The organism is Blautia glucerasea (assembly GCF_013304385.1).
GTDB lineage: Bacteria > Bacillota > Clostridia > Lachnospirales > Lachnospiraceae > Blautia_A > Blautia_A ammoniilytica.
Genome location: NZ_JAAITU010000002.1, coordinates 66,146 through 80,399 on the forward strand (window position 1 = coordinate 66,146; position 14,254 = coordinate 80,399).

The following is a 14,254-nucleotide window of genomic DNA, read 5'->3' on the forward strand; positions in this document are numbered from 1 at the left end:
GCCGGAGGCTATATCAGCTGGGGGATTGACTCCCAGCTGATATACTTTACTTCTTGCTCTGCCTATCCGTTTCATTTATTTATTTTTCTTTTTTGCAGCTTCCAGCCTGTTGCAAGAATCGCAGCAGTTGCCATCAGCAGCAGACACTGCCATAATGCCATATCACTGGTATCCCCTGTTTTTGGAGAAGAAGTTCCTGTGCTGCTGCCGCCTGAGGATCCACCATAACCGCCGCCTCTATATGAGCTTCCACCTTGTCCAGGAGCCGGTGTATCCGTTGGCTCTTTTTCTTCGGAAACAGGTGTAGCTGTTGGTGTCTTTTCCGGCTTTGGAGTCACTGTCTGAGCCGGAGTTGTTACCTGAGGTGCAGGCTCTGGTGTAGCAGAGATCTGCGGTGTTTCCGTAATGTCCGGTGTTGGCTGCGGCTTGTCTGTAGGCCTTGGTTTCTCAGTCGGAACAGGCGTAGCCGTTGGTGCCACATACTGGTTAATGATCTCTGTATTTGCCGTGGAGGATACCTTATCTGTAGCGTTTCCCTCGCCTGATAAGCCATCTGAGGACTTCCAGCTTACTGAACACCCTTCCGGATTCTTTTCAGTCACAGAGTAACTCATGCACTCCTGAGGAACGCAGAAATTAATGGTCTGCTTGTCCCTCAATGAAAAACTGTATGTACCTTCCTCTGTCTGAATACTGGTCTTTGTTCCATCTGTAACCTGGTACAGGCTTCCTTTATATGGATCCCCATTTGCCTCAAACAGTTCCAGCACCATATCAAATTTCTGATCTGTTTCTTTACCTTTTACTGTTTTGGTAACAGAGAATTCCTTAAATACAGGAAGGTTAAATTTGATCGCACAGTCTGACAGGGTGCCGCCTCTTTCCAGGTAATAGAATGCAAAGGTATGCTTTGTCCCTGCTGCCCACTCTGAATCGTCAAATGCCCCAATCGCCTTTGGATATCCTGCGAAAATATCAGACAGGGAACCGGTCTGTACATCACCGGTCACACTGCTGGTAACAGTATAGATTCCCTTTGTAAAATTAATACTTCCGGAAACTGCCTCATGGATACCACCCATATCAAGCACAAGCTGTCCGTCAATGAAAAGCCATGCATCATCATCCCCGCTGAAGGAGAATACCAGGTCTTTCCTGTCATTAACAGTTCCCTGTGCATCTGTAACTGCAACAGTTCCATTTTCCGGGATCAGGAAATCCTTTTCCATGCTCATTCCAAAATGATAATCCACGGTTTTCATCTGATCCAGCAGATAGATCCCTTCCGTGCCTTTATCTGCTGTTCCCCATACGCCTTCATCCTGAAAACTGTTAAATGGCAGGAAACCAGCTCCTTTATTGCCCCATCCGTCAATACCAAGAGCCTTGTCATACTGGTAGATCTTATTTGTGCCAGCATCATAGCCTGCATGGTTCAGACTGCTTTGATAACTGTATTCATTGGAAGCCGGATCATATACAAAATCAAATCCAACATTTGAGTAAACTGTTTTTGTACCCCCATTTACCGGAGTTGCCACCTGAGTCTGGTCAAACAGTGAAAACGGTGTGGTGTAATTAAGCACCGGAAGCCCATCCTCTCCCAGCTGATTCTTCACAATCCCCGGGAAAACTGTATTGTAAAAAGAATTCACAGGTGTATTTTTTACATTTACCGGATCGTACCGGAACCTGTACTGTGCACTCTGCTTTGCCAATTCAAAGCCATCCCAGTTTCCGAAATCATAATCAAACAATGTAACAGGCAAAGATCTTACATCTGTCAGTCTGGAAGCTGTATCGCTTTCACCGGAAGCTGTATTCTTAGGTGAAGTTGCCAATACCAGATGGGTAGCCGGATTACTCTGATTCGGCCACTGGAAAACTGTGCCTTTATAGGTCTGTCTGCCGGACAACTGTACATCTGCAGGTAGCTGGCATTTCTCCGTGATTATATCAAATTCTTTACTGTTATTCAAAGACACAGTATATGAAAAATCACACAGACGATGCTGAGGCAGGATCACAATGGCTTCATTATCTTTCAAATGAGCGTGTACTGTATAACCATAGTCAGCATCCAGATCCCCTGATTCCCAATAACCCCAGCCTTTGCCAGGAACTCCCAGGTTGATCCAGTCGCCATAGTCATGTTTATTATCAGCCTTATGCCATACTCCATTTTCGTCCTTCTGATACAGCCAGGCCCAGAAATACATACGGCCAAGGGATGGTTCGCCTCCGGTTCCCAGTTCTGACATATCCAGACGAACATTGATCTCTGCCATCTCATCAGAGGTTCCGCCTACATTTTTATTCTGGATCACAAGACCTTCATCAGGAAGGCCGTTTTCACTTAAATCTGTGCAGTAAAGGTATGATGATCCCCAATCAGTTGCCTGAAGCACATGATTTCTTTCTTTCTGATCCCTAAGATCAAGAGTTCCTGAAATGCCATAAGGAGTACGGCTTGTACTGTATGTAACAGGCTCTGTGCTCTCCCAGTTCTGATCCTTCCATCTTTTTATAGATCCAAGATAATAATAACTGTATGCATAACCGGAATCCCAATCCATTTTATATTTCCAGAACCGGTATTTTACCGTACCATTCTGAGGATACAGGATTTTACCACTGCTGTCTGTTTTTTCAAATGGTCCATCAGATTTCTGAAACTCCCGATAAGATGCAACATCGTAATAATCCGATGGAAACGATTTGTTTTTTAAAGCAGCCGATGGAAGGATTGGTCTTATAACCGCCACGATAGAAGGATCTGTTTCTTCATTAACCTTCTTGATCCTGTCCCCTGATTTTTTCGCCCGATATACAGTTACTGTATCAGAATAAGGAGTATAAATCCCATCCTCTCCCTTTTTATAATACTCTTTTATATAATAATCATATTCTCCTGATCCAGGCTGATCTGAAGAAAGCAGCAATTCCTCTTCTCTAACCCCAGGCAGGACAATGATCCCATAATTAGGAAGTCCGTTTTCTCCGATCCCGCACTTATCCTCCCTCGTATCTTCCTTTACAGACAATTCTGCTTTCTGAAGACTCAGCCCATCATCACTGACTGACTTGATGCCATAAAAAGCCTGGCCTTCCTTCTGGATCTGTGTATCATCCTGCCCTGTAAGCATAAGGTTCTCTTCATTTCCAGACAATTCTACATTATAATCAAAATTAAAATATCTGATCTTCTGACTGCTTCCATACTGTGCACTCGAAAGAACCGGGGCACCCACTCCATGATATCCGTTAGAATAAACATTTCTTCTATCATAGCTTGAGTTTTCTTTTACAACATAACTTCCCGTATACTCCGGGCTGTAAGGCAGGATACAGATAATATCTCCTTTTTGAAGATCCAAATCTGAAAGATCAAAACCGGTTTTCTTTTCAGAGAAAACATTCAGAATCTGATATTCTTTCTCTTCATAGATTCCCTCATCTCCCAGCCTGTATTGTGCTGCCAGCATCCTGGTTCCGCCCCTGCCGGTGATCTGGTATCGCCATTCATACGTATCAGAACCCCTGTACTGTTCATTTGTACTGTATCCCATCCCGGCTTCGCCATTTTTGTATGCTTCAGGCACTGAGATATTTACCTTCAACAGTCCGTCCAAACCGGTGTCCGGAATATCGCCCACCTCTAATCGAAGTCCGATATTTGGAAGACCATCTGCCCCATACTCCAAAACAGTACCATCTGTCTGCTCTTCTACGGAAACCATAAGATCTGCCCCTGCAGTACCTTTATGATCTGCCGGATCATGTCCATAGGTCAGCCAGCTTCCTTTTACCATGTCTTCACTGTAATATGGGGTACTTTCTCCGTCCAGGGATGTTACTCCTGTTATCTTCCAATCCTGAGTACTGTTCAGGAATACCTGATACTGAAAACAGTAATTACGGCTGCATTTCTTTAAATAATCTGCTAGCTTATTGGAAGAATATCTAAATTCAACAGGCACTGTACAATCCAAAGGAATTACTGCCACTACTTCATCAGGCTCCGGATCTACATAAAAACAATGAACATAATCGGAAGTATCTGTATATATTTCTATTGCATCAGTAGTATAAGATCCATGTTCGCCTGGTCTCTTATATTCTTCTTCCAGTTCATACTTTCCGGTTTCCTGATTCAGTTTATAATAAATACACACAGCTCGAAGTGCAGAGTTCTGGTAATTATTTGGCTGATTGTTATGATTTTTGTCCCAGCAGGGATTCACCCTTATAAAATACCCTGGATATCTTTCAACTCCATCGTATCCGGTAACTGTTCCGGTATTTGGATCGCCACGTACAAGAAGCGCATAGTTAGGCAGCCCATTCTCTTTATATGTAGGAAGCGAAGCTTCTTCTGCTTGAATACCAAGTATTGGTGATTCTTCCAGTTCATTATCTGAGGACAGTACAGCGGTCCACTTTTCTCCTGACTGTTTCCACACATTCCCTTCTGTCAGTTCTTTATACTCTATAGACAGTTCCTCTTCCTGAACCTGAGGTTTTATCCATACCTGATAATTATAGAGAGCTGAAACCGGCGCATACACAACATAAGCGTCACCAGGTCTTAATGTTCTTTTATCTCCACAGTATGTACCATTACTTCCCAAAGAAATAGAAGACCTGCTGTTCTCTATTTCTTTCCAGTTCCCCTGTTCATTTTTCTCATATAATGCGCCTTTCAAACCACAAGAACGTACCTGCGATGATTTATCGAATATTTTACAGTCCCCATTATTGTCAACAAATTCAGTTTTCCCTGTAAGTTCTGCTTCCGCCTTAATTGTCACATCCTTTTCACCGGTATTTGTAATCATTACGCTTCCATCTGGAAGTCCGCTTTCTTTATAAGAAACCGCCTTACGTGATTGAATATTCTGAATTTGTGTAACAACACGTAAAACAGAACCGGTTAATCTCACAGAATCTTCAGGCGCAGAATAATTTGTCTCCCAAGTGTCTGGCATCGTTGGCATGGGGCTGCCATTGCCTGCATCTGATACTTGTTTCTTTTTATAAAAAACCGTATTATCAGTTACCGAATAATTCATATTATCTATCCATTTGGCTTTATATTTTATAAGTATGCTTGCAGGAATATATTTCTTCGGATAGACGTGGTAATAAAATGGCATTATTATCATACGATACTTGCTGTATTTATCTGCATCTCCATATTGTTCCAGTTGCTTCAAAAGTCTGATTGTACTCTGACTAATTTCTTTTGCAACTAAAAATTCATACTTCTTTTCTATATCATTCCAGCCATATAAAAGATACCCATGATTTTCTTGATACCATGTGCCATTGTAATACATAGAAGACATATATCTATAGCTTTCATCTAAGAAAATGTCATTGTATGTTTCACCCAATGTCATACCTGTTGTATCAATATCATAAATAATCCCGCACTCCGGGTTATTCACATCAATTATATCCTCTATCCCATCTACAGGCTGATTGGAGGTTTCAAGCAGGTCCGGATCATCCAGAAATTCCTCTGCTTCTGTATATTCCTGTTCATCCTGGTCTGTGCTCTGTTCCTCCTGAGGCACATCCGTGATTTCCTGTACGTCCTCAGGTGCATCTTCTGCCTCCTGAATCTGGCTGGAAAGATCAGCTTCTTCAGGCTCATTTATGTCTTCAGGTCCTTCTTCATCAGATATATCAATTTCTTCAGGTTCTTCTGCCGGTGATGGATCCGCTTCCTCTGATCCTTTCTGGTTCTGTTCTTCTCCATCAGAAAATTCAGATCCATATGCCATGCTTTCTGTCAAAAAGCCTGCTGCATTTCCGCCCACTGCCATGGAGATGCAAAGCCCTAAGGCTATCATTTTGTTCCATAATTTTCTTCTCAACATGTTTGCCTCCCTCATTGTGTGCCTTATAAAAATCCTGCAATTGCACTATAAACGATATTATACTTTTCTTCCTTTATCTGCTCTATATAACTTTTCATGGATTCATAACAATTTTCACATTCCTTATTTAGATTTGGCATCATTTATTGCACAAAAAATCCCTGTAGATCCTTATTGGCAAATCTTACCAACAGGAATCCACAGGGATTTCATTCGCATATTACAACATGGGTGCAAAAAGCCTTAAGATATTCTGCATGATCCGCACAAAAATATTTCGGTTTTTGCAAAATTCCAAAGTCACAGGTGAACAATAATGCAATGTCTCCACAAAATCCTCTTTAATATCCATAACTACCTTATTACGGCAGATCCATACTCCATCTTCAAAATGAAGATACAGGCTGCGGTAATCCAGGTTGATGGTACCCACAACTCCCAGTTCATCATCACACACAAAGGACTTGGCGTGAAGAAAGCCTGGCTGGTACTCATAAATCTTCACCCCTGCCTCCAGCAGCTGCTTATAGTAGGACTGTGTCAGCAGGAAAACCATCTTCTTATCTGGGATACCCGGTGTCATAATCCTTACATCAATACCACTTTTGGCAGCAAGACAAAGAGCAGTCATCATCTCATTATCAATGATCAGATAGGGAGTGCAGATGTATACATAACGTTTGGCTCTGTTAATGATATTCAGATATACATTCTCACCAACCGTCTCTCCATCCAGCGGCGTATCACAGAACGGTTGAATAAAGCCGTCACTTTCAAACTGATCCTTGTGCCATGTATGAGGCAGGTAATGGTCAAATTCGGCATAATCTCTGGATCTTGTCACTACCTTCCACATATGAAGGAACATGGCCGTCATATTCCAGACAGCCTCGCCTTTCAGCATAACTGCAGTGTCCTTCCAATGTCCGAACCTTTCCTTCTGGTTAATATACTCATCGGCAAGATTAATCCCGCCTGTAAATCCCACATATCCGTCAATGATACAGAATTTTCTGTGGTCACGATTATTCAGAATAATATTCAAAATGGGGCGGAAGGTATTGAATACCTCACACTTGATCCCTTTTTCACGGAGCTGAAGATAATATTTGTGAGGAAGCGTTGTAAGGCAGCCCATATCATCATAGATCAGCCGTACATCTACCCCTTCCTTAACCTTTTTCTCCAGGATATCCAGAATGGTCCGCCACATTACTCCATCATGGATAATAAAGTATTCAATAAAAATATAGTGCTTTGCCTGATTCAGTTCTTTGATAAGTACAGGAAACATATCGTCACCCACCTGAAAATACTCAGCTGTAGTATTCTCATGTACCGGATATCCGGAAGAACGAAAAATGTAATCCGATTGTATACAGGCTGAACGATCTGCCACCTCCAGCTTCTTTCTGGTTTCTGAATCATCCTTCAAATAATCGCTGGTCTGTACAAGCATTTCATTAAACTGCATCTGCATGGTCCTGGCGATCCTGGACTGTCCAAATACAAGATAAAGTACCAGCCCGAAAATAGGTAGACTAAGAATCAGCATTGCCCAGGCCAGCTTGTAAGAAGGATTGATCTCTCTATTCACGATCCACAGCACAACAAGAATGCTTAAAATGGTAAGCCCTACTGAAATATATCTGGAATAGCTGGCAGCTTTTAAGAACAGAAGCAGGAGCCACCCCAGCTGTACAGCCATGGCAAGCACCACATAAAACAATCGATTAAAAATAAGTTTTGCAATTTTCTTCAGTATGATCATAATCTCCTGTCCTTTCCCTGCCAGCTTTCCAACTGTTTCCCTATCATACATAGTGATGCCACCGTCAGAAAGTATATCCGTTTAAAAGTATATCCGTTTAGATAAAAATCCCTGACCGTATCAGTCAGGGATTTCTTGCGCACAATTAATTATATTTACGTTTTCTTGCGGCTTCAGATTTTTTCTTACGACGAACGCTTGGCTTCTCGTAATGCTCTCTCTTACGGATTTCCTGCTGGATACCCGCTTTCGCACAACTTCTCTTAAATCTGCGAAGAGCGCTATCTAAAGTCTCGTTCTCTTTGACGATTACGTTTGACATAGACCCACACCTAACCTCCCTCCAGTTGTAGATTGTGCTGAAATACAACTGTATGGGTATTTTTCTTGCACGAACATTATTATATATCATACCCTGCTGGTTCGTCAACAACTTTTGGCTTTTTTTGCAAAATCTTTTTGCATATTCCTGCCGGGTCTGAATCTTTTTCCAAAAGACGGATTATTTCAGCTGTCCTTCCAGAATACCAGCAGCTGCTGCAATAGCCTCATCTGCTTTTTCAGGATTACGTCCGCCGGCCTGGGCCATATTCGGACGTCCGCCACCGCCGCCGCCAACAATAGCAGCCACAGCTTTTACAAGATTACCTGCATGTGCTCCTGCCTTCTGGGCAGCATCTGTAACCATGGCAAGTACATTTACCTTACCATCATTCACTGCAGCAAGGACAACTACGCCTTCGCCCAGTTTTTCCTTCAGCTGATCGCCCAGGTCACGAAGTCCGTTCATATCAACGCCCTCTACCTTTGCAGCAAGAAGACGAATGCCCTTCACTTCCACAACCTGATCCATAACGTCCCCAAGTGCTCCCTGTGCCAGCTTACTCTTAAGGGATTCGTTCTCGGAAGATACTGCCTTTAATTCACTTTGCAGATGCTGGATCTTCTCCACTACCTGAGATGGATTTGCCTTTAATGCTTTGGCAGCTTCCTGAAGCATTTCTTCCTGTTTCTTGTAATATTCGATAACACCTTTGCCTGTAAGAGCCTCAATACGGCGTACACCAGCTGCAATACCTGCTTCGGAAACAATCTTGAACAGCATGATCTCCCCTGTATTTGCTACATGGGTACCACCGCAAAGTTCCTTGGAGAAATCTCCCATGGAAACCACACGTACCTTCTGGGCATATTTCTCTCCGAACAATGCCATAGCTCCAGATTTCTTTGCTTCCTCGATGTCCATCACATTTATATTAACAGGAAGGGATGCCTGGATCTTTTCATTTACAAGATCCTCTACCTTTGACAGCTCTTCACTGGTCATTGCCTGGAAATGAGCAAAGTCAAAACGCAGTCTGTCTGGTGTTACAAGGGAACCCTTCTGCTCCACATATGCACCAAGTACAACCTTTAACGCCTTCTGAAGCAGATGAGTAGCACTGTGGTTCTTCTCTGTATCTTTTCTTGCCTGGCTGTCCACGATCAAAGAAACGGTCTCGCCCTCTGTGATCATGCCAGACTCCATATAACCAACATGGCCAAACTTGCCGCCGCGAAGCTTAATGGTATCTTCTACAACAAATCTGCCATTTGCAGTCTGGATCACACCAGTATCGCCAACCTGACCGCCCATAGTTGCATAAAATGGTGTCTGCTCTACAAATACAGTACCCTTCTGCCCTTCCATAAGGGAAGATACTACTTCTGTCTCTGTAGTAAGAACGGTCACCTTGGAATCAAAAGTCAGATGATCATAGCCTACAAACTCAGTAGTAACAGAGGTATCGATCTGGTCATATACTGTAGCATCTGCGCCCATGTAGTTTGATACTTCATGGGCATCATGGGCTTTTTTCCTCTGCTCATCCATAGCAGCCTTAAAGCCATCCTCGTCTACCTGGTATCCCTTTTCCTCCAGGATCTCTTTTGTAAGATCAAGAGGGAATCCATAAGTATCATACAGCTTGAATGCATTGGCACCGGAAAGTGTCTTCTCCCCTGCCTGGTTCATATCCTCTTCCATGTCGCCAAGGATACGCAGACCCTGGTCAATGGTCTTATTGAACTGATTCTCTTCATTGGTAAGTACCCTGAAGATGAAATCCTTCTTTTCTTCCAGCTCCGGATATCCGTCCTTGGAACCATTGATCACTTCCTCACTAAGCTTGGAAAGGAATGCTCCCTCAATACCAAGAAGGCGTCCATGACGGGCTGCACGGCGGATCAGACGGCGAAGTACATAGCCTCTTCCTTCATTGGTAGGCATAATACCATCAGAGATCATAAATGTAGCAGAACGGATATGGTCTGTGATCAGACGGATAGAAACATCATACTCATGCTTCACGCCGTACTCTTTGCCTGAAATCTTGCTTACAAGATTACGCAGGGAGCAGATGGTATCCACATCAAAAATGGAATCCACATCCTGTACAACTACAGCCAGACGCTCAAGCCCCATACCTGTATCAATATTCTTCTGTTTCAGTTCTGTATAATTGCCGTTTCCGTCATTCTCAAACTGTGTAAAAACATCGTTCCAGACTTCCATATAGCGGTCACAGTCACAGCCAACTGTACAGCCTGGCTTACCGCAGCCATACTTCTCACCACGGTCATAATAAATCTCTGAACATGGACCGCAAGGACCTGCTCCATGCTCCCAGAAGTTGTCTTCTTTGCCAAATTTGAAAATACGCTCTGCCGGGATGCCGATCTCTTTATTCCAGATCTGGAAAGCTTCATCATCATCCACATATACAGAAGGGTACAGCCTGTCCGGATCCAGTCCTACTACCTTTGTAAGGAACTCCCAGGACCAGTTCAGTGCCTCTCTCTTAAAATAATCGCCAAAGGAAAAATTGCCAAGCATCTCAAAAAATGTACCATGACGGGCAGTCTTTCCTACATTCTCAATATCACCTGTACGAATACACTTCTGACAGGTACTTACCCTTGTGCGAGGCGGCTTCTCAGCTCCTGTAAAGTATGGTTTTAAAGGTGTCATACCTGCATTGATCAGAAGAACACTTTTGTCTCCCTGAGGAACCAGGGGAAAGCTTTTCATTACAAGGTGTCCCTTGCTTTCCATGAAATCCAGAAACATCTTTCGAAGTTCGTTCACTCCGTATTTCTTCATTTCTATTTCCTCCTACATCGTTCAGAATGTCCACAGCCGCTTGTTTGCAGCTGCGGAAGCACTGTTTTTTATCTTAACATATCTTATTATTTTAAGCAAACTCTATTGAATTTTTTCTTTCCACGCTTCAGGATCACACCTTCACCCTGGAAGTCTTCTTTTTTCATGGCATGTCGGATGTCTGTATTCTTCTCTCCGTCAATGGAAACCCCGCCCTGCTCAATGGCTCTTCTGCCTTCAGAACGGGTAGGAACAAGACTTGTCTTTACAAGAAGCGTGATCAGATCAATGGTTCCATCCTCTGCAAAATCACTGTCCTCAAGCTCTGTGCATGGCATATGGGCTGTATCTGCACTGCCGCCGAACAGTGCCTGTGCACCGGCCTGGGCCTTCTTTGCCTCTTCTTCTCCGTGAACAAGTTCTGTCAGCTGATATGCCAGGATATCTTTGGCTTTGTTCAGCTGGCTTCCTTCCCATTTCTCCATCTCCTGGATCTCCTCCAAAGGAAGGAAGGTAAGAAGCTTCATGCATTTGATCACATCTGCATCATCTACATTACGCCAGTACTGGTAGAAATCAAATGGAGAGGTTTTATTAGGATCCAGCCATACAGCTCCGGACTGGGTTTTGCCCATCTTCTTGCCCTCTGAATTAAGCAGAAGAGTGATGGTCATTGCATAAGCATCTTTGCCCAGCTTTCTGCGGATCAGCTCTGTACCGCCCAGCATGTTGCTCCACTGGTCATCGCCGCCGAACTGCATATTGCAGCCGTATTTCTGGAACAGCATGTAGAAGTCATAGCTCTGCATGATCATGTAGTTAAATTCAAGGAAGCTTAAGCCTCTTTCCATACGCTGCTTGTAACACTCAGCTGTCAGCATTCTGTTGACTGAAAAATGAGGGCCAACCTCTCTTAAAAGCTCTACGTAATTCAGGTTCATCAGCCAGTCTGCATTATTCACCATCATAGCCTTGCCATCTGAAAAATCAATAAAGCGTTCCATCTGCTTCTTGAAACAGTCAATGTTATGCTGAATGGTTTCCTTAGTCATCATTTGACGCATATCTGTTCTGCCGGAAGGATCTCCGATCATACCTGTACCGCCGCCTAACAGTGCGATAGGACGGTTGCCTGCCATCTGAAGACGTTTCATCAGGCAAAGTGCCATAAAGTGTCCTACATGAAGACTGTCTGCTGTGGGGTCAAAGCCAATATAAAATGTAGCCTTACCATTATTTACCAATTCCTTGATCTCGTCCTCGTCTGTCACCTGCGCGATCAGACCTCTCGCTTTCAGTTCTTCCCAAACTGTCATCTTTCTTTCCTCCTGTTAATAAAAAAATCCCGGCTCCTTGTCCTTTTAGGACGAGAACCGGGATCCCGTGATACCACCTAAATTTGCTGAGAACTCACATTCTCTGCCTCCGCAAGTGACTGGCTCTTATAGCAAATCACTTCAGCCTTGTAACGGACGCCACACCGCCGCAGCCTACTAAGACAGATCATCTGTTGGGTGCGGAACTCCGGGAGGTATTCACATAATTTCCACCTGCGCCTCTCACCCTCCGGCTGCTCTCTGTAGGCTTATCCTTATGCTACTCTTTCCCATCCAAGTCTTTTTCTGATATATTTGCAAGTATACAAAGATGCCCCCAAAAAGTCAAGGCTTTTCCAGGGTGCTTTTACAACTTAATGCAATGCAGTCACCGTTTTAAAAGAAATCTGCACCATACCAAAATTATAAAAAATCAGTTTATTGTTCTCCATACACCGGTTCTTTCAAAATTCTCTGCCACCATTCCTGCTGCTTTTACGATCTTCGGATCGTATCCCAGCATATCCAGAAGACGTATCGCATTTCTGGTGGTTGCCCTTCCTTTTCTCAGGATATAATCAAACACCACTTCATGCTCACGTACCTCTTCCTGAAAATGGTAATTCTCATAAACACCATTCAGGATATAAGAAAGCTCAATATCATGAGTGGCTGCAAAAGGCAGGATCCATTTTTTGTCAAGAGCATTCAGGATCTGAGAGGATGCAGCTATTCTTTCAATCGTATTGGTTCCTCGAAGGACCTCATCAATGATGCACAATAGAGGAACTTCTTTTTTACCTTCATCCAGAATCCTTTTCAGGGATTTGATCTCTACAATAAAATAACTTTCGCCGCCGGACAAATCATCCCTAAGAGCCATGGAAGTCATAACCTTCAAAAAAGGAGCCTTGTAACAGCTGCAGGTACAGGTAAGTAAGGTCTGCGCCAGAATACTGTTTAAAGCCACATTTTTAAGGAATGTAGACTTTCCGGAAGCATTGGAGCCTGTCACAAGTGTGCCGCCCTTAGCCTGGATACTGTTGGCAACTGCTTCTGTAAGAAGGGGATGATACAGATCAGCCGCTTCCAGGGAAACAGGCTGTGCTGTAGTATAAGGCAGAAATTCCGGCCTGCACCAGTAAGACAGCATTTCACGAAAGGATGCTATAGAAATAGCAGCATCCAGTTCCCCGATGCATTGGATCATCTGCAGGATCTGCCCGGTCTTTCCCTGAACCTGATCCAGCAGGCTGTTATATACAAGAATATCTACATGGGTCAGCATACGCACATAGTCCATCACTACCTGAAGGCCATCCCCAGCCCCATTACTGCCAGTGATAAAAACAGATCTTTTCCGAATTTTGTGAAAGACCTTCCTGCCCTCCCTGATACCATCCATCTGCTCCTTGATTTCCGGCCAATCCACTGGTTCCAATTCATCTGCAGCTGAAAGCATACGTATCAGCTGAGAAAAACAGATAAGGTAGGCTTCGATCAGCTTCCTGTCCCTGCCGACATAATACACCACCACATTGGTGATCATGATGATCAGCAAAAAGAAAAATCCATAAACCGGCGAAAAAGGAAGGAGCACCAGACTGGCCAGAAGGACCAGAAGAAGGACCGCATGAATCCCTGTATGCACTCTCGGCGCATCCTTTAAGGCCAGTACTGTATCCGAGAGAGAGCCTGCGCCATTTTTGCTGATTTTGGCCAAAGACTGTAAAAGCCTTTCTCTTTTTTGCTGGGAAGCAGCAAAAAACTGAATCAGATCTTCTCTTTTATCTGCTTCTTCTTTTGAAAACACTGGAAGCCTCATCATGGAATAAAGCACATCCTCTCCTGGTGAGGAAATGGTCTGATTCACCATCATATACATACTGTCCAGATCCAGGTCATTCCAGGTAATGTCATCAATATAAAATCTATCTTCTTTTATCCGTTTGTAGTAATGAGAGATCTTATCCAGATCCCCTGGCTCATATCTACGCTGCGACGGCTTTCCGTACGCGTTTCTGATCTTTTGAAGAAGCTGTTTTTGGTTTTTCCTGTTTTCATGCAGCATCCATATGACAAACAGCAGGATAAATCCTGCTGCCATCAAAATCGCTGTAAGGTATGAATGATTCATCCC

General features: G+C 43.6%; 6 protein-coding genes and 1 other annotated feature. All 6 genes read right to left on the minus strand.

Features of this window, described 5'->3' with window-relative positions; genetic code table 11:
* Positions 1-71 precede the first annotated feature (71 nt).
* On the minus strand, positions 72-5,885 hold the full coding sequence (locus G5B11_RS01410) for a DUF7601 domain-containing protein (RefSeq protein ID WP_173726608.1): 5,814 nt from the start codon (positions 5,883-5,885) through the stop codon (positions 72-74).
* Between the two features lie 220 nt (positions 5,886-6,105).
* Entirely contained in the window at positions 6,106-7,707 is a 1,602-nt protein-coding gene (cls, locus tag G5B11_RS01415; protein WP_330603025.1) for a cardiolipin synthase, read from the minus strand.
* A gap of 94 nt (positions 7,708-7,801) precedes the next feature.
* Positions 7,802-7,978, minus strand: coding sequence for a 30S ribosomal protein S21 (gene rpsU / locus G5B11_RS01420; RefSeq protein ID WP_004222305.1), 177 nt, complete (start codon positions 7,976-7,978; stop codon positions 7,802-7,804).
* Between the two features lie 180 nt (positions 7,979-8,158).
* Positions 8,159-10,798, minus strand: coding sequence for an alanine--tRNA ligase (gene alaS / locus G5B11_RS01425; RefSeq protein WP_173726609.1), 2,640 nt, complete (start codon positions 10,796-10,798; stop codon positions 8,159-8,161).
* 86 nt (positions 10,799-10,884) lie between these two features.
* Positions 10,885-12,114, minus strand: coding sequence for a tyrosine--tRNA ligase (tyrS, locus tag G5B11_RS01430; RefSeq protein ID WP_173726610.1), 1,230 nt, complete (start codon positions 12,112-12,114; stop codon positions 10,885-10,887).
* A gap of 43 nt (positions 12,115-12,157) precedes the next feature.
* Positions 12,158-12,420 (minus strand) — a binding site (T-box leader).
* Between the two features lie 127 nt (positions 12,421-12,547).
* Positions 12,548-14,251 (minus strand): MutS-related protein, encoded by a 1,704-nt coding sequence (locus G5B11_RS01435; protein ID WP_173726611.1) that lies wholly within the window; start codon positions 14,249-14,251, stop codon positions 12,548-12,550.
* Between the last annotated feature and the right edge of the window lie 3 nt (positions 14,252-14,254).

Excerpts from the sequence above, each read along its gene's own strand:
- G5B11_RS01410 (WP_173726608.1), bottom strand. The coding sequence starts at position 5,885 with ATGTTGAGAAGAAAATTATGGAACAAAATGATAGCCTTAGGGCTTTGC.
- cls (WP_330603025.1), bottom strand. The coding sequence starts at position 7,707 with ATGTATGATAGGGAAACAGTTGGAAAGCTGGCAGGGAAAGGACAGGAG.
- rpsU (WP_004222305.1), bottom strand. The coding sequence starts at position 7,978 with ATGTCAAACGTAATCGTCAAAGAGAACGAGACTTTAGATAGCGCTCTT.
- alaS (WP_173726609.1), bottom strand. The coding sequence starts at position 10,798 with ATGAAGAAATACGGAGTGAACGAACTTCGAAAGATGTTTCTGGATTTC.
- tyrS (WP_173726610.1), bottom strand. The coding sequence starts at position 12,114 with ATGACAGTTTGGGAAGAACTGAAAGCGAGAGGTCTGATCGCGCAGGTG.
- G5B11_RS01435 (WP_173726611.1), bottom strand. The coding sequence starts at position 14,251 with ATGAATCATTCATACCTTACAGCGATTTTGATGGCAGCAGGATTTATC.